The following is a 16,423-nucleotide window of genomic DNA, read 5'->3' as shown; positions in this document are numbered from 1 at the left end:
ATGGGAGTCGAATTAACGGGGAAAGGTACAGCGGCTTACTGCTGCAAGCAAGCGGACTGGCCGCGACTGGTCAGGAATTGAACAAGGTCGTTCCAGGGCATGGGACGGGCGTAGTAATAGCCCTGGACTTCATCACAGTGCGACTGGCGCAGGAACTCCAGCTGACCCAGGGTCTCGACACCCTCGGCGACAACGCTCATCTGGAGACTGTGGGAGAGGCTGATGATGGCACGAATAATGTGCTCAGCGTCTGCCGAGTGGCCCAGCTCCTGGACAAAGGACTTGTCGATCTTGACCAGGGAGATGGGCAGGTGCTGGAGATTGCTGAGCGAGGAGAAACCGGTCCCGAAGTCGTCCAGGGCAAAGCTGATGCCCAACTGGTTGAGCTCCCGGAGGCAACGCTGCGCGTACTCGGGGTCGTGCATCATGGCACTTTCCGTCAATTCCAGCTCGAGCAGGCTGGTATCAACGTTAGCATTGAAAATGATCCGGAAGATGGTTTCGGTCATTTTCCGGTCGTGGAACTGGCGGAACGACAGATTGACGGCAAATACCAGGCCAGGAAACCCCAGTTCTCCCGATTCCTGAAGCCGTTTACAGGCCTGCTCGATTACCCAGTATCCGATCGGCACGATCAGCCCGCTGCGCTCGGCTACCGGTATGAACTCGTCCGGCCCCACCAGGCCACGCTGGGGGTGGTTCCAACGCAACAAACATTCGACGCCCCGCACTTCCTCTGTGGCCAGATCAACCCGGGGCTGATAATACACTTCGAGCTCGCCACCTCTGAGGGCATTGCGCAGATCCGCTTCCAGACGAAGCTGGTAACCGGCGGTAATGTGCAGCTGGCGATCGTAGAAACGGTAGCTGGTCCCCGGATCGCGTTTGGCCTCGAACATGGCCCTATTGGCCCGGCGCATCAGGTTTTCCGCATTGTCGCCAGACTCCGGATAGGTCGCAACGCCAAGACTGGCACTGACCACCAGGGTCTGGCCATCCACCGTCAGAGGATCGTCCAGCGCCGATACCACCTTGCGAATGATCCGGGTAATGTCCAGGGAATCCTCGACTTTCTCGATGATGATGGCCAGCTCGTCCCCGCCAATGCGCATCAGCGAATCCACTCGCCTGAGCGCCCGGCGCAGCCTCTCGGCCAGTTTCATGATCATCTGGTCACTTTTCTGGTACCCGAAGGATTCGTTGATGCTGCGGAAGTCATCGAGATTCAGATGCAGGAGAGCCAGGCGCTGGCCACCGCGTTCGGCGCGAAGCAGGGCCTGCTGAAGCCGGTCGAAAAAGAGATCGCGGTTGATGACGCCGGTCGCCAGCTCCCGGCCCAGATGACCCTGAGCTGACGCACTGAGCTGCTGGCGATACCAGAGGCACCGGACAGCCCTGGCAAAAGCCCAATAGTCGAGGTTGTTGCGGGACAGATAATCCGAAGCCCCCTCCGCCAGCAGAGCCGGCGCCCGCTCCTCTGGCGCTTCGGCACTCAGGGCCAACACCGGCTTTTCGTCGCTGGATACCGAGAGATACTGCAGAAAGGAGGCTTCATCACCGCCATGGAATGCACAATCCCAGACAATGACATCGAAGCTGGCGTTGCGGATCAGATCATCACAATCGATCAGGTCCGGACACCAGGTGACGTCCGGATCCATTTCCGGATCTGAATCGAGCAGTGATTGGAGCCACAAATAATCGGTATGATGCGGAGACAGCACCAACACGCGCAATTGATCAGGCCTCTGCGTCTCCAGGGGCAGTGTCATCAAACAGCATTCCTTTTTGTACCAGCAACCGCGTCCGTTCTATGAATGATAGCCCATAGATCGCCAAGGTACAGTAACGAATCGTGGTGTAGAATAATCCCACGAATTTCTGGCTCGCTCCGTTCCAATCCGGTCCTTTATTTGTGAACAGACTCAATCCCCGACAACACGAAGCCGTTCGCTACGCCGACGGCCCCCTGCTGGTCCTCGCCGGTGCCGGCAGTGGCAAGACCAGTGTGATCACCCGGAAAATTGCGTACCTGATCGAAGAACTGGGTATCCCTGGGCGGCATATTGCCGCGGTGACGTTTACCAACAAGGCAGCGAGGGAGATGAAAGAGCGGGTCGGGCGGATCGTGGACCGGAGCAAAACCCGGGGACTGATCGTCTCCACATTCCACAACCTCGGCCTGAACATGATTCGGGAGGAGCATCCGCATCTGGGCTACCACCCCGGATTTTCGATCTTCGACGCCGAAGACGCCAAGGCCCTGCTGCAGGATCTTATGCTCCGCGAAGCCAGCGCCGATGCCGGTGACGAACTCAATCAGGTTCAGATGACCATTTCCGCCTGGAAAAATGCCATGCGCGGCCCCGAAGAGGCCTTCAGTAAAGCGGCGGATGAGCGGGAACAACGGATCGCGTTGATCTACAAGCATTACAACGAATATCTGAAAGCCTACAACGCCGTCGATTTCGACGATCTGATTCTGCTGCCGGTGAAGCTCTTTCAGACTCATCCGGACATACTGGCCAAGTGGCGCCGCAAGATCCGGTACATGCTGGTGGACGAGTATCAGGACACCAACGTCTGCCAGTACGAACTGGTCAAGCTGCTGGTGGCCGAGCGCGCCGCGTTCACGGTGGTCGGAGATGACGACCAGTCGATCTATGCCTGGCGCGGCGCCCGCCCCGAGAATCTCGAGCAACTGAAAGAGGATTTCCCGAGCCTCAGGATCGTCAAGCTGGAGCAGAACTATCGTTCAACCGGTCGCATCCTGCGCAGCGCCAACACCGTCATCGCCAACAACCCCCACGTGTTCGAAAAGGCGCTGTGGAGTGATCACACCATCGGTGAGGAACTGCGCGTCATCCGTTGCCGGAACGAGGATGCCGAAGCCGACCGGGTGGCAACCGAGATCATCGACCAGAAGCTCAAACAGGGCCTCGATTTCCGGGATTTCGCGGTACTCTACCGGGGAAATCACCAGTCCCGGCTGCTGGAAATGAAGCTCCAGGCCTATCAGATCCCCTACCGCATATCCGGTGGCCAGTCGTTCTTCTCGAAAAACGAGATCAAGGACGCCATGTCGTACCTGCGCCTGCTGGTCAACCCGAACGACGATGCAGCCTTTCTCCGGGTGGTCAATGTGCCGCGCCGCGAAATCGGACCCCGCACCCTGGAGCAGCTCAGCCACTACGCCCGATCCCGTGAAGTAAGCCTGTTCAAGGCGCTCGGCGACATGGGGGCGGAGTCACACGTTACCGAAAAGGGACTGGAACGGCTGAGGCGCTTCGCCGACTGGGTGGACAGGACCTGCGAGCGACTCCACTCCGAAGACCCGATACCGGTGATCAAGCAACTGTTCACCGACATCGAGTACGAAGAGTGGCTGCATCAGCACTCCGGCACGCCAAAGCAGGCTCAAAGACGGATGGAAAACATCTGGTACCTGGTCGACTCGATCCAGCGCATGCTGGACGACGGAAAGGGCACCGCTGACGAGCTGGGCATCGAGGATGCCATCAGCCGGCTGATCCTGAGGGACATGATGGAGCAGCGGGAAGAAGAGGATGACAGCGACAAGGTTCAGCTGCTCACACTGCACGCCTCCAAGGGTCTGGAGTTTCCCCATGTATTCATCATGGGTCTTGAAGAAGAAATCCTCCCCCACCGCTCCAGCATCGAGGAAGGCAACATCGAAGAAGAACGGCGCCTGATGTACGTCGGCATCACCCGGGCCCGGGAAACCCTGACGCTCACCTACGCCGCATCCCGTAAACAGTATGGTGAGAAAATCGAAACCATTCCCAGCCGGTTCCTGGACGAGTTGCCGGAGGAAGACCTGAAATGGCACGGGCTTGGGGATACGGATCAGCAGGCCAACCAGCAGAAAGGGAGAGCAACGCTCAGCGCTCTGTTGGGCGATCTGGATAACTGACTGTCACTCGGAATGCGGGGCAAGGCGGGACGCCTCACCCGCCGTTCACGACCGGTGAGGCGCTTCTGCGTAACGATTACTGGCTCTTGGAAACCATGTATTCAATTGCGCTCTTGATCTCTTCGTCCGGGCAATCGGCGCAACCACCTTTGGCCGGCATGGCATTGAAGCCGTTCAGGGCGTGATTGATCAGTGTATCCATGCCCTTGTCGATGCGGGGTGCCCACGCAGCGGTGTCACCAACCTTCGGAGCGCCAGCAGCACCGGTACTGTGACACGCTGTACATACGGCGTTGAACACCTCTTCACCGGAACGGGGACCGGCATTGGCTGCCTGAGAAGGCGCAGCGGCCGCACCACACTCGTCACCCTGCTGGCAGACAGTGCCGACAGGCTGGATACGCGCTTTGATATCGTCTTCAACACTAGCTACAGCAGCGCCTGCAAAAAAGCTGAAGCCAAGGAGCACAACAGCCAGGACTCTTTTTATGTTCACAATGCACCTCGCATTTGAGCGTTATAATCGTTGGTGCCCGCATTATAGCGACTGCAACCTGCCAAAAAAACCAAATCACCAAGCCAGAATTTGATTTCAACCAGTTTAATTGCGATTTCGTAAATCCGGAGGTACCCGGCCCGCAATACAGGTACCATACGTCCGATCCATTCAAACGCTGTTCAGGATGCCTCTGATGTCCAATGCCGACAACCCAAAACCACATCCATGGCGACGGCCGCTACTGACACTCGAGTTCTCTGCACTGGCGGTACTTCTGGGCTCCATGCTCTGGCTGTCTGACCAGGCCAAGCAGGGGGTCGCCATAAGCACAGCCTGGCTGCTTCTGCCCACCCTTGCGAGCCTGGGCGTGTTCGGCAGTTTTATCGGCCTGATGTATCTGCGCTGGGTGGCCGCGTCAAATGCCGAAAACCGCTCCCGTCACAAACTGATCTTCTCGATCCTGGCCCTCACCCTGCTGGGCGTCTGGGTCTATGGGATTGCCAATACCTGGCTGAGCCTGAACGCCAACTGAGGGAGCCACCGATGGCACAATCTGTCCGCGGAAAGACACCCCTGATGCTACTCTGCGCGGCGACTGTCATCAGTCCGTCGGCCTTTGGCGACGCCCACCAATCCGCCCCATTGTCCGCCGATGAATGCGCCCTGATCGAAAACGGCGTGCAGCGACTGGCGTGTTACGACCGGGTTTTCGAGGCTGACAGCAAGCGCCAAAGCGCTCCTGACAAAGAGATCGAACGGGCCGAGGACTCGGTCAGCGAGACACTGCCGTTGTCCAAAGAGACGCCCGGGGCCGACTCTTCGGGGGACCGCGCTGTTGATGACGGCGTCATGAACGACCTGCTTGACCGTTACGTGGCCGCCGAAAAGGCATTGTTCTCGTTTTCAGGCAGCTTTGTTGCCCACCGCCCCACGTATATCCTGCCCATTACCTGGGTCAAACACCCGAATCCCCGGCCTTACAGCCCACGGCTTGGCACCACCGGCTACGATTACAGTCTGGAACACGAGGAAGCCAAGTACCAGATCAGCTTCAAGGTGCCCCTGTTGACCGGCTGGCTCAATGACCGCACTACCCTGTGGTTCGGTTACACCCAGCAGTCCTACTGGCAGGTCTATAACCAGCAGGATTCGGCGCCCTTCCGGGAAACCAACTACGAGCCGGAACTTTTTCTGCGCTACCAGACAGACCTAAAGATTGGACCGGGCACCCTCAACGGGGTCACCCTGGGCTTCAACCATCAATCCAATGGCCAGTCCGAACCTCGCTCAAGAAGCTGGAACCGGATCGTGGGTACGGCGGCCTACAGCTATGGCCGCTGGCTGTTCATGGTGCAACCCTGGTACCGGATTCCGGAAGGCGGTAGCGATGACAACTCGGACATCGAACAATACCTGGGGTACGCCAACTATCACGTTGTGTACAAGCTCGGCGAGGATCGAACGTTTTCGCTGCGGCTGATGAACAATCTCCGGTCCGAGGACAATAGGACGTCGGTGGAGTTCGGGTACAGCTTTCCGATGGGCGATACGATCAAGGGCTTCTTCCAGTACTACAACGGGTATGGGGAGAGTCTGATCGACTATAACCACCGGATTGAGCGGTTTGGTATCGGGATTATGCTGAACGACTGGTTTTGACCATGGCCAGGCTTGGGTGAAGGTCGAGGCGGCAGGAGCAATTCTCAGAAACCCGCTCCTTTCGGCACATCCATGTGGCGCTTGAGCTTCGCCATCCCTGGCTTCGCACAGTTTCTGAGAATTGCTCCTGCCACCTCGACCCGGGCCTTTGGCTTTAGCCTTCCCTATTTAGCCTGTCCATTTCTGACAGAAGTTCTTCTGTTTTCTCTTCCATCAGCGGAATATTTGCTCTCGATTCCACGTTCAGGCGAACGACCGGCTCGGTGTTGGACATTCGGAGGTTGAAGCGCCAGTCGTCGAATTCGATGCTCACGCCGTCTACGTGACTGACTTTTTTGGCGCCGACACTGTATTTGGCTTCGATTGCCGCGATGACCTTGGGGGGATCGTCGATGGTGCGGTTGATTTCGCCGCTGGCCGGGTAGGCCTCGATTCGGGCGTCGATCAGAGACGACAGGGTCTGGCCGGATTGGCAGAGGCGTTCTGCAACCAGTAGCCACGGGATCATGCCGCTGTCGCAGTAGGCGAAGTCGCGGAAGTAGTGGTGGGCGCTCATCTCGCCGCCGTAGACCGCGTCTTCGTCGCGCATGCGCTGTTTGATGAAGGCGTGGCCGGTTTTGCTTTCGATGGCTTCGCCGCCGGCGGCTTTGACCAGATCCAGGGTGTTCCAGGTCAGGCGCGGGTCGTGGATGACTTTGCCGCCACCGGTTTTACGGAGGAACTGATCCGCGAGCAGGCCCACAATGTAGTAGCCCTCGATGAACCGTCCATTCTCGTCGAAAAAGAAACAGCGGTCGTAGTCCCCATCCCAGGCAATGCCCATGGCCGCGCCCTGCTCGATCACCGCATCGGCGGTCACTGCCCGATTTTCCGGCAGGATCGGGTTGGGCACTCCGTTCGGGAAATGACCATCGGGCTGGTGGTGGATCTTGATGAAGTCGAACGGCAGGTGCTGTTCCAGTTCGTCGATCACCAGTCCGGCGCCGCCGTTGCCTGCGTTGCAGACGATGGTCAGCGGCGTCAGTACGCCTGCATCAACGTAGCCCAGCAGGTGGTCCACATACGCGCTCATAACTTCCAGCGGTTCGTAACTGCCTTGCTTTGGCGCATCTGCGAAGGGTTCGGGCACCCGGTCCCGAATCTCATTCAGTCCATTGTCGGAGCTGATCGGCCGGGATTCCGGGCCGACCATTTTCATGCCGTTGTGGTCCTTGGGATTGTGGCTCGCGGTCACCATGATGCCGCCATCCATCTTGTAATGACTGGTGGCGAAGTACACCTGTTCGGTGCCGCACAGGCCGATGTCGAAGACGTCGGCGCCGGCCGCCATCAGGCCGGAGCTGAGTGCTTCGGCGATCTCGGGGCTGGAAAGACGGATGTCATAGCCGACGATCACTTTACGGGCACCCGTGACTTCGACATAGGCACGGCCGATACGCTCGGCCAGGGCGGGATTCAGTTGATCCGGTACCCGACCACGCAGGTCATAGGCTTTGAAACAGGACAGGTCCATTGTCGTCGTTTACTCCGCAGCAGAGGACTGAAGCTGGACGTAATTCTGGATGCCCATCTGGGCGATCATTTCCAGCTGTGTTTCCAGCCAGTCAATGTGCTCTTCTTCGCTGTCAAGGATGGAACGGAACAGCGCCCGGCTGGTGAAATCCTGGACTTCTTCGCAGTACTGGATCGCTTCTTTGAGATCGGCGTGGGCAGTCTCTTCCAGCTTGAGGTCGCAGGAGATCATCTCCTCGACATTCTCGCCAATGAGCAGCTTGTTGAGATCCTGGAGATTGGGCAGCCCTTCGAGGAAGAGGATACGCTCGATCAACAGATCCGCGTGCTTCATCTCGTCGATGGATTCCTCGTATTCCTTGGCCGCCAGCTTGGTGATCCCCCAATCCTTGTACATGCGGGAGTGAAGGAAATACTGGTTGATGGCGGTGAGTTCGTTGGCGAGGACTTTATTAAGGTACTGGATGACTTTCTTGTCGCCTTTCATAAGGGAGCTCCGGGTCCTGAGTGAGTTCGACTCCTAGGATAGCCCCTTATGGCGCCCGACAAAAACCGGCGAAGGAATTTTCCGTCGTCAGGCCGGCTGAGCCAGCATGTCAGCGAGTTTCAGATAGTCCGGAGTCTGGCTTTCCCGCAGGATCTGACGGGCCGTGGAAGCGCACCGACCACACTGGGTGCCCACACCCAGCTCTTTCCCGAGCTGACGCATGGAGCTGACCCCGTTTTCCGCGGCTTCGCGGATGGTCCGATCGGTAACACCGTGGCACAGACAAACGTACATAGAACGACACTCACTGACTTGATGAAAGCTAGTGATAATTATTGTCATTCACATCGGGAATTACAACCCCCGCCTGGTTAACTTTTGTTCTAACCGAACGGCCCTAGACAGCCCCGTTCCGGGTCAGGTTCTGCGCGCCGGATTCGGTCACCGCAAGATTATCCTCGATCCGGATGCCGCCACAGCCGCGCAGTTCGGCCAGTAACCCCGCATCCAGATGCCTGCCGAGAGGGCTTGCCAATAGCGGGTCCAACAGCGAGGGAATGAAGTAGAGGCCAGGTTCAATGGTAAGTACCATTCCGGACTCCAGCCGGCGATTCAGGCGCAGGAAGGGGGCGTCGTCCGGTGGTGGCGTGGGTTTACCGGCTACATCGTGAACCTGAACGCCCAGGAAATGGCCAATGCCATGGGGGAAGAACGCCCGGGTTATCCCCTGCTCAACCATGGCCGAATCGTCCAGCCCGGTGACCAGGCCAGAGGCGGACAGCAAAGCTGCCACACCCTGATGCGCCTTGCGATGGATGTCCACGTAGTCGACACCGGGCGCCACCATACCGCACAGGCGCTGCTGCAAGGTTTCCATGGCATGCACCAGTGCTGCAAAGCGGGATTCACCCGGCCCGGCGGTGGTGCGGGTGATGTCCGAACAGTAACCCCGATAGCGGACGCCAGCATCGATCAGCAGGCTGCGGGGCCGGCCAGTTGGCCGTGTGTCGTAATACTGATAATGCAGGGTACCGGCGTGTTCGTTCAGGCCGATGATGCTGTGATAGGGCGCGTCCGCCTCCCGCTGCCGGGTGGCCTGCTGATAGGCCAGGCTGATTCCGAATTCGCTCTCCCCTTCGACAAAGGCATCCCGGGCAGCCTGATGACCCACCAGCGCCTGCTTGTTGGCTTCGGCCAAGCAGGCGATTTCATAGGCGGTTTTGTGCACCCGGGTTTCATCCAACGCCCGTAAAAGCGCGGCAGGATTATGGTCACCAGAGATATCGCCAAGCTCATCAGGATCCCCGATAACCGCCAGTCGACTGGGATTTTCCAGTGCTGGTGCGCCAGCATCCGCCCGCGAACGGATGTCAAAAGCCTGTTGCCAGGGTTCCTCGGGCAGTGTGGGGTTCGCATGCCAGAAATCCACCGGTTCATACAACCAGACAACCGGGCGGCAACCCGGGCGAAGCCAGAGCCAGCAATGCTCCCATCCGGTGAGGCCTGTCCAGTGGAGGAACGGCCCATAGCCCTGGAAGTGCCAGGCCTGATCATCGCCATACCGGTACGGCGCCGCGCCAGAGGCAATCAGCAGGCTGTCATACCCCTGCTCGGCCATGGCCACCTCATAGCGGCTCTGGAGTTCGCTCAGGTGATCGAGCTGCAGCGACAGGAGGGAGGTTTCAGGCATGATGGCGTTCCACTTGGTTCCAGAGGGTCAGAAGATCGTCCGAGCGCACGTCCCTGAGACGGATCAGGCGTATTTCCAGCGGCACGTCCCAGCGTTCATCGCCGGCACGGACCAGGCTTCCGAAATGTTCACTTTTCTCGGTCATGCGCTGGGGCAGCCAGCCCATCCCGAATCCCTGCTTGACGAGGGCCTTGATGCTGGCCGATTGGGTATTCTCATTCAGCGGCAACAGATTGACCGACGACGCCTGGCGGGCCATGTGCGCCTCGATGGCGGACTGCAGGAACCCCCGGTTGTGGTAGGCGATCAGCGGCACCGGCTGCTCATCGGTGCCGGGCAGCCGGAATCGCGGCTCGCCCCGCTCGTCGGCCACACTCACCGGCACCAGAGCTTCCGGCGCCACTACCAACCAGTCAAAACGGTCCCGGTTCAGCCGGTCGCCCCAGGGCAGGTCCGGGTGCCAGTAACACAGCACGAGATCGCACTCGCCATTCTCCAGGGCATCAAGAAACTGTTCGCCCACCCAGCTGGTGGCTTTCAGGTTAAGCTGCAAACGTTCGGCAATGCCGGCCTCGCGGGCCCATCCCTGGTAGAAGTGCGAAAACAGCCCCTGGGTGGACCCCACGCTGATCCGGGCAGAGGCTTCCGCCTCCAGTGCGGCGATGCGCTCCCGGGTATCCCGGACGTCCCGGGTAATCCGCTCACACAGTTCCAGGAACACCTCGCCGGCCGGCGTCAGTGATAACGGCAGAGTCTGGCGGTTGATCAGCGTGGTGCCCATGGACTCTTCAAGCAGCTTGATCCGACGGCTGAACGTCGGCTGACTCACGTGCTGCTGTTCGGCAGCACGTGAGAAGTGGCGCGTGCGTGCAAGCGCCATGAAGTCTTCAAGCCAGCGTACTTCCATGGGTGCCCCTGGGGGTGGTTCGAGTGTTCAGGATCGACTGCAGGCATCATAGCCCATTGGCGCCGACCCGTTACAACCGCCCTTCCTCCACCGCGTGACACGCCACCTGACCACCACCGTCGGTGGCGATCAGTTGCGGGATTTCCTGCCGGCAGCGATCGTTTGCATAGGGACACCGCCCATGGAACACACAGCCTGAGGGCAGATGCACCGGGGTTGGTACCTCGCCCTGAAGCCGGATGTGATTGGGCCGGTCATCCTCCAGCCTCGGGATCGCCGACAGCAGCGCCTGGGTATAGGGATGGCGAGGCGTGGCGAACAGGGTTTTGGTGTCCGCCAGTTCGCACACCCGGCCCAGGTACATGACCGCTACCCGGGTGCCGAAATGTTCCACCACGGCCAGGTCGTGGGTGATGAACAGGTAGGTCAGGCTGCAGCTTTCCTGGGCGTCCATCAACAGGTTCAGCACCTGGGCCTGGATGGACACATCCAGCGCCGAGATCGGCTCGTCTGCCACGATGAACTCCGGATCCACCGCCAGCGCCCGGGCGATGGCAATGCGCTGGCGCTGACCACCGGAAAACTCGTGGCCAAAGCGACTGCCCCAGTCCGGATCGATGCCCACCGAATGCATGACCTCATGCACCTTGTCCCGTACTTCCGTTGCCGACCACTGTGGGTAGTGAAACCGGATCGGCTCCTCCAGGGTCTGCTGGATGGTCATCCGGGGATTCAGGGACGCATAGGGATTCTGGAAAATCATCTGCATCTTGCGCCGGTATGGCTGGACCGCCTTGCCGTCGAGATGATCAATGCGCTCCCCGTCGTAATGGATCTCACCAGCGCTGGGGGACAGCAGCCCCATCACGGTCCGGGCAACGGTGGATTTACCGCAGCCGGACTCGCCCACCACGCACAGGGTTTCGCCCTTCTGGACATCCAGGTCGACGCCGTTGATCGCGTGCACGGCCTCCTGCTTGCGCCGGAAGCGGCCATTTTCGAACCGGAGCTGCTCGAGCAGGCTGCCGGACAGATCGAACCGCTTTTCCAGTGAACGGATTCTTACCAGGGGGGAGGTCATGATTCGGCCTCCTGCATGCGTTTCTCCTGCTCAATCAGGTTGGCGACTTCGTAACAGGCTACATTTACGTTGCCCGAGCGAACGTATTCGGGCATCGCCTGCTTGCACTGTTCGGTGGCGAAGTGGCAGCGGGGGTGGAACGGGCAGCCCGTCGGCACATTTTTCAGCGAGGGCATGGAGCCGGGAATCTGGAACAGCCGCTCGCCGGGCTCGCCCATCTGGGGCAAGGCGTTGATCAGCCCCTGGGTGTAGGGGTGCTGGGCGTCGTTGATGATTTCCCGGGTCGGCCCCTGCTCGATGATGCGACCGGAGTACATGACCAGCATCCGCTGGGTCACCTGAGAGACAACGCCCAGGTCGTGGGTAATCAGCATCAGGGCCACGTTTTCCTGCTCACACAGGTCCAGCAGCAGCGCCATGATCTCCGCCTGGATGGTCACATCCAGTGCGGTGGTCGGCTCATCGGCAATGATGATCTCCGGATCCAGCAGCAGGGCGATGGCGATGATCACCCGCTGGCGCATGCCCCCCGACAGCTCGTGAGGGTATTGATCCAGGCGTTTTTCCGGGGATGGAATCTGCACTTTCTGCAGCCGGTCGAGAGCAATTTTTCGCGCTTCTTTCTTGCTGATCTTCCGGTGTGCCTGGATGGCTTCGACCATCTGGGTGCCAATGGTGAGCACCGGGTTCAGGGTCATCATCGGGTCCTGAAAGATCATCGCGATGCGGTTACCGCGGATTCCCCGCAGCTCCCGTTCGCTCATGGCGGCCAGGTCCCTGCCCTCGAAAAGGATCTGTCCGCCGGCAATGTAGCCAGGCTTGGCGATCAGGTTGAGAATGGAGAAGGCAGCAACAGACTTGCCGGCACCGGACTCCCCCACCAGGCCCAGCCGCTCGCCTTTGTCCAGGCTGAAGCTGATGCCGCGCAGGGCCTTGAGATCACCACCGCGCACGGCGAAGCGGACATCGAGATTGTTAACTTCCAACAGTGCCATGGTGTTACCCCTTGTACAGCCGTGGGTTCATCACATCCCGCAACCAGTCACCCAACAGGTTGATGACCAGCACGAGCACCACCAGCACCAGGCCCGGGATCAGGGTGATCCACCAGGAGCCGCTCTGGATGTAGTCAAAACCGGATTTGATCAGAGAGCCGAGCGACGGCTGGGTTTCCGGCATCCCCAGCCCCAGGAAGGACAGGGCCGCCTCGGAAATAATCGCGTTGGCGATCTGCACCGTGGCGATCACGAAGATGGGCGACAGGGTATTGGGCAGGATGTGCCGGAACATGATCCGCCCGGTGCCGAATCCCATCACCTTCGCCGCGTCCACGTACTCCTTCTTTTTCTCCGCCAGCACCGAGGCGCGAACCGTCCGTGCAATCTGGGGCCACTCGGCGACACCAATGATGAAGATCAGCATGTAGATGGCAATCTCCCCGAACATCAGGTTGCCGAAACTGGCCTTGAACACCGCACCCACGATGATGGCGACCATCAGGGTGGAGAACGACAGCTGGACATCGGCGATGCGCATCAAGACGGCATCCACCTTGCCGCCGAGGTACCCGGCGAGAAGACCGAACAGAATGCCCAGCGCGCCCTGGAGCAGTACCGCCCCGAAACCGATCAGCAGCGACACCCGGGTGCCATAAAGAATCGTGGACAGAAGATCCCGGCCCTGGGCATCGGTGCCCAGCGGGAAGGCTGCATCGGCGCCGTCCAGGCCCACCGGCGGCAGCTCAGAGTCCATGATGTTGATCTGGGCCAGATCGTAGGGATCCGTCGGTGCCAGCCAGGGCGCGAAAATCGCCGCCAGCACCATCAGCAACAGCACCAGGGAGCTGAGAATTGCCACCTTGTCGCGCTTGAAGCTGTACCAGAAGAAGGACTCGCGGAAGCGGTCCCAGCGGGAAACCGTTGCCGTTGTCATGCTTTTTTACCTGTCAGTTTCACCGTCGGGTTCACCAGGCCATAGACCAGGTCGACCACGGTATTGGTAATGACGAAGATCAGCCCCACCACCATCAGGTAGGCCACGATCAGCGGGATGTCGCTGCGGGTGATCGCTTCCAGGAACATCAGCCCCACGCCGGGCCACTGGAAAACGGTCTCTGTCAGGATGGTGTAGGCCACCATGATGCCGATCTGGACCCCGCCCACGGTGATCACCGGCAGCATGGTGTTCTTGAGGGCATGCAGGAAATTGATGCGACCGGCGCTGAGGCCCTTCGCACGTGCGTAACGGATGTAGTCGCTCTGCAGCACTTCCATCATTTCGGCGCGGATCAGCCGGATAAACAGAGGCAACATGATCGAGGCCAGGGAGACCGCCGGCAGGATCAGGTGCATCAGCCCACCGCTGGAGAAAAACCCGGATTCCCAGGTGCCGAACAGGTGGGTCAGCTCCTCACCCCGACCGTAGGACGGCAGCCCCCCGTCGGTGGACAGAGCCCCGTTGAGCCACTGCCCCCAGCCGGTGTCGGACGGGAACCAGTCCACCGTCACGCCGATGGAGAACAGCTGGATCAATACGATGGCCGTTAGGAACACCGGTATGGAAATGCCCACGGTACTCACGCCCATGAAAAATTTGGACAGCCAGGCCTGGGGCCGGATGGCCGAATAGACCCCGATGGGGACCGAAAACACGATAATGATCAGGCTGGCACCGATCACCAGCTCCAACGTGGCCGGCAGATGCTCCAGGATCACATCGAGGGTGGGTTTACTGTAGAAATAGGAATCGCCCAGATCGCCCTGAATGGCGTTGCCGGCAAACCTGAGATACTGAACCGGCAGGGGATCGTTGAGCCCGAGGTCTTCCCGAATGGCATCCCGTTCCTGCTGGGACACCGACATACCCACCATCTGTTGAAGCGGGTCACCCAGCCCATCCTGAATGGCAAAGGCGATGACACTGATCACGAACATGACCAGCAAGGCCTGGGAAATCCGCTGAACCAAAAACGCTAACATGGAAATCGTCCGGATAAAGCTTGCAAACAAAAAGCCGGCTCCGGATCACTCCCGAGCCGGCCGGCCATTAAAGGCGATTACTCCACAACCAGGTCACCCAGGTACGGGAAGTTCATGACGTTGAGCACCGGCTCAATGTGCACGTCCTTCTTCGCAGCCCAGGCCAGATCCTGCCAGTGCAGCGGGATGAAGGCGGCGTCGTCATACAGACGCTTCTCGACTTCCTGCAGCAGCGCAGCGCGCTTGTCCAGGTCGGTCTCGACGTTGGCCTTCTCGACCATCGCATCGATTTCCGGGTTGCAGTAGTTGCCCGCGTTGTACTGTCCCGCGCCGGTTTCCTTGTTCGGACACATGGTCAGGAACTCGTAGAAATTGGCGGAGTCTTCGGTATCGGCGTGCCAGCCGATCATCATGATGTCCGCTGCGCGGTCATCGTATTCCGGCCAGTACTGGGCCTTCGGCAGGGTTTTCAGATCCACCTTGATGTTGATCCGGGCCAGCATGGCAGCCACCGCCTGGGCGATCTTGTCGTCATTCACGTAGCGGTTGTTCGGCGCCATCATGGTGATGGTAAAGCCGTCTTCGTAACCGGCCTCCTTCATCAGCTCCTTGGCCTTGGCCACGTCATAACGCGGCTTCAGGGAATCGTTATGGCCCTGGTAACCCTTGGGCGAGAGCTGGGCAGCCGGCGTGGCAAAGCCTTTCATGATCTTGGCGGCAATGCCTTCCTGGTTGACGGCGTAGGCGATCGCCTGGCGTACCTTCGGGTTCTTGAAGGCTTCAACCCGCTCTTCGTTCATGGTCAGCAGGATGATCCGGGTACCGCTCATGGTCACCAGATTGGTGTCCGGATCCCGCTTGATGCGGTCCAGATCGGTCGGCGGCACCGGCGCAATGAAGTCCACGCCACCGGAGAGCAGGGCCGAAACACGGGTGTTGTTCTCCTTGATCGGCGTCAGCACGATCTTGTCGACGTTACCCGGAGAATCGGTGTCCCAGTAGTCCTTGAAGCGCTTGAAGACCATCCGCACACCCTGCTGGCGTTCAACCACGGTGTAGGGGCCGGTGCCGGACAGGTGCTGGGAAGCGAAGGAGTTGCCGTGCTTGGTGATGGCACTCTTGTCCTTGCCGTCCTCGGTCTTACCGGAGTAGAACTTGCTGTCCAGCGGGAAGATGTAGGTGGCGGTGTTCAGCAGCAGCGGGTACGGCTCGCTGGTGATCAGGTCGAAGGTGTAGTCATCGATCACCTTGAGCTCGCTGATCGGCTTGAAGATCGCCTTGAAGTCCTGACTCTTCTTTAGCCGGTCGAAGGTGAACTTGACGTCCTTACTGGTCAGTTCGTTGCCGGTGTGAAATTTCACACCCTTGCGCAAGGTGAACCGCATGGTGTTGTCGTCGATGCGCTCCCAGCTCTTGGCCAGGCGCGGTTCGAAATCGAGATCCTTGGTCCAGCGCAGCAGCGGATCAAAGGCCATATGGGAAAGCTGCAGCGTTCCGCCGGACAGCTGTTCATGGATATCAAGGGTTACGGGGTCGGCGTCGTACGCCATTTTCAGTTCCTTGGTCGCCTCGGCAGACACGGCCAGGGGTGCAGTGATCAGCGCCAGGGAACCAACAAAAGCTGTCAGTAATTTTTTCATCGCGTTTTCCGTCGCAGATTCAGAATTTTTATTGCA

At 59.5% G+C, this 16,423-nt stretch carries 15 protein-coding genes; 3 read left to right on the top strand and 12 right to left on the bottom strand.

Going from position 1 to position 16,423, the window contains the following annotated elements; all coding sequences use genetic code 11:
* Positions 1-35 precede the first annotated feature (35 nt).
* Positions 36-1,772, bottom strand: coding sequence for an EAL domain-containing response regulator (locus MLD04_RS12995; RefSeq protein ID WP_248159033.1), 1,737 nt, complete (start codon positions 1,770-1,772; stop codon positions 36-38).
* Between the two features lie 143 nt (positions 1,773-1,915).
* On the opposite strand from MLD04_RS12995, the gene rep reads away from it, so the two are divergent.
* Complete coding sequence (gene rep / locus MLD04_RS12990) at positions 1,916-3,934, top strand: DNA helicase Rep (protein WP_248159030.1); 2,019 nt, start codon at positions 1,916-1,918, stop codon at positions 3,932-3,934.
* A 76-nt stretch (positions 3,935-4,010) separates the two neighbouring features.
* Here rep and MLD04_RS12985 read toward each other — a convergent pair whose 3' ends face one another.
* Positions 4,011-4,424 (bottom strand): c-type cytochrome, encoded by a 414-nt coding sequence (locus MLD04_RS12985; protein ID WP_248159503.1) that lies wholly within the window; start codon positions 4,422-4,424, stop codon positions 4,011-4,013.
* A gap of 202 nt (positions 4,425-4,626) precedes the next feature.
* Here MLD04_RS12985 and MLD04_RS12980 point away from each other — a divergent pair, with 202 nt between their 5' ends.
* Positions 4,627-4,965: a hypothetical protein gene (locus MLD04_RS12980; RefSeq protein WP_248159027.1), complete on the top strand. Its 339-nt coding sequence runs from the start codon at positions 4,627-4,629 to the stop codon at positions 4,963-4,965.
* Between the two features lie 11 nt (positions 4,966-4,976).
* Positions 4,977-6,092, top strand: a complete 1,116-nt coding sequence (locus MLD04_RS12975; protein WP_248159022.1) for a phospholipase A — start codon at positions 4,977-4,979, stop codon at positions 6,090-6,092.
* Between the two features lie 154 nt (positions 6,093-6,246).
* Here the strand turns inward: MLD04_RS12975 and MLD04_RS12970 are convergent, their stop codons facing one another.
* The 10 genes from MLD04_RS12970 to MLD04_RS12925 all read right to left on the bottom strand — a co-directional run bounded on the left by MLD04_RS12970 (position 6,247) and on the right by MLD04_RS12925 (position 16,387).
* Positions 6,247-7,605, bottom strand: a complete 1,359-nt coding sequence (locus MLD04_RS12970; RefSeq protein WP_248159019.1) for a phosphohexomutase domain-containing protein — start codon at positions 7,603-7,605, stop codon at positions 6,247-6,249.
* Positions 7,606-7,614: 9 nt separating this feature from the next.
* Positions 7,615-8,091, bottom strand: a complete 477-nt coding sequence (gene bfr / locus MLD04_RS12965; protein WP_248159018.1) for a bacterioferritin — start codon at positions 8,089-8,091, stop codon at positions 7,615-7,617.
* Positions 8,092-8,178: 87 nt separating this feature from the next.
* Complete coding sequence (locus MLD04_RS12960; RefSeq protein ID WP_008940506.1) at positions 8,179-8,385, bottom strand: bacterioferritin-associated ferredoxin; 207 nt, start codon at positions 8,383-8,385, stop codon at positions 8,179-8,181.
* 103 nt (positions 8,386-8,488) lie between these two features.
* Positions 8,489-9,781 (bottom strand): Xaa-Pro dipeptidase, encoded by a 1,293-nt coding sequence (pepQ, locus tag MLD04_RS12955; protein ID WP_248159017.1) that lies wholly within the window; start codon positions 9,779-9,781, stop codon positions 8,489-8,491.
* On the bottom strand, positions 9,774-10,688 hold the full coding sequence (locus MLD04_RS12950) for a LysR family transcriptional regulator (protein WP_248159015.1): 915 nt from the start codon (positions 10,686-10,688) through the stop codon (positions 9,774-9,776). The genes pepQ and MLD04_RS12950 overlap by 8 nt, the downstream gene beginning before the upstream one ends.
* A gap of 70 nt (positions 10,689-10,758) precedes the next feature.
* Positions 10,759-11,769: an ABC transporter ATP-binding protein gene (locus MLD04_RS12945; RefSeq protein WP_248159012.1), complete on the bottom strand. Its 1,011-nt coding sequence runs from the start codon at positions 11,767-11,769 to the stop codon at positions 10,759-10,761.
* The gene (locus MLD04_RS12940) at positions 11,766-12,764 is read right to left on the bottom strand and encodes an ABC transporter ATP-binding protein (RefSeq protein WP_248159009.1); all 999 of its coding nucleotides are present in this window, start codon (positions 12,762-12,764) and stop codon (positions 11,766-11,768) included. The genes MLD04_RS12945 and MLD04_RS12940 overlap by 4 nt, the downstream gene beginning before the upstream one ends.
* Positions 12,765-12,768: 4 nt before the next feature.
* A complete protein-coding gene (locus MLD04_RS12935) occupies positions 12,769-13,701 on the bottom strand; it encodes an ABC transporter permease (RefSeq protein ID WP_248159007.1) in 933 nt (310 codons plus the stop codon).
* Positions 13,698-14,747: an ABC transporter permease gene (locus MLD04_RS12930; RefSeq protein WP_248159004.1), complete on the bottom strand. Its 1,050-nt coding sequence runs from the start codon at positions 14,745-14,747 to the stop codon at positions 13,698-13,700. Before MLD04_RS12930 ends, MLD04_RS12935 begins: the two co-directional genes overlap by 4 nt.
* A 77-nt stretch (positions 14,748-14,824) precedes the next feature.
* A complete protein-coding gene (locus MLD04_RS12925; RefSeq protein ID WP_248159001.1) occupies positions 14,825-16,387 on the bottom strand; it encodes an ABC transporter substrate-binding protein in 1,563 nt (520 codons plus the stop codon).
* Positions 16,388-16,423: the final 36 nt, after the last annotated feature.

The sequence above is a fragment of the Marinobacter koreensis genome (assembly GCF_023156285.1).
GTDB lineage: Bacteria > Pseudomonadota > Gammaproteobacteria > Pseudomonadales > Oleiphilaceae > Marinobacter > Marinobacter koreensis.
Note: the sequence above shows the minus strand (reverse complement) of the source record. Positions and strands in the feature narration are given on the sequence as shown.

What these genes read in the sequence shown, in the direction of transcription:
- MLD04_RS12935 (WP_248159007.1), bottom strand. Translation starts at nt 13,701, where the DNA reads ATGACAACGGCAACGGTTTCCCGCTGGGACCGCTTCCGCGAGTCCTTC.
- MLD04_RS12970 (WP_248159019.1), bottom strand. Translation starts at nt 7,605, where the DNA reads ATGGACCTGTCCTGTTTCAAAGCCTATGACCTGCGTGGTCGGGTACCG.
- MLD04_RS12975 (WP_248159022.1), top strand. Translation starts at nt 4,977, where the DNA reads ATGGCACAATCTGTCCGCGGAAAGACACCCCTGATGCTACTCTGCGCG.
- MLD04_RS12960 (WP_008940506.1), bottom strand. Translation starts at nt 8,385, where the DNA reads ATGTACGTTTGTCTGTGCCACGGTGTTACCGATCGGACCATCCGCGAA.
- MLD04_RS12995 (WP_248159033.1), bottom strand. Translation starts at nt 1,772, where the DNA reads ATGACACTGCCCCTGGAGACGCAGAGGCCTGATCAATTGCGCGTGTTG.
- MLD04_RS12930 (WP_248159004.1), bottom strand. Translation starts at nt 14,747, where the DNA reads ATGTTAGCGTTTTTGGTTCAGCGGATTTCCCAGGCCTTGCTGGTCATG.
- MLD04_RS12925 (WP_248159001.1), bottom strand. Translation starts at nt 16,387, where the DNA reads ATGAAAAAATTACTGACAGCTTTTGTTGGTTCCCTGGCGCTGATCACT.
- MLD04_RS12980 (WP_248159027.1), top strand. Translation starts at nt 4,627, where the DNA reads ATGTCCAATGCCGACAACCCAAAACCACATCCATGGCGACGGCCGCTA.
- MLD04_RS12945 (WP_248159012.1), bottom strand. Translation starts at nt 11,769, where the DNA reads ATGACCTCCCCCCTGGTAAGAATCCGTTCACTGGAAAAGCGGTTCGAT.
- bfr (WP_248159018.1), bottom strand. Translation starts at nt 8,091, where the DNA reads ATGAAAGGCGACAAGAAAGTCATCCAGTACCTTAATAAAGTCCTCGCC.
- MLD04_RS12940 (WP_248159009.1), bottom strand. Translation starts at nt 12,764, where the DNA reads ATGGCACTGTTGGAAGTTAACAATCTCGATGTCCGCTTCGCCGTGCGC.
- MLD04_RS12950 (WP_248159015.1), bottom strand. Translation starts at nt 10,688, where the DNA reads ATGGAAGTACGCTGGCTTGAAGACTTCATGGCGCTTGCACGCACGCGC.
- pepQ (WP_248159017.1), bottom strand. Translation starts at nt 9,781, where the DNA reads ATGCCTGAAACCTCCCTCCTGTCGCTGCAGCTCGATCACCTGAGCGAA.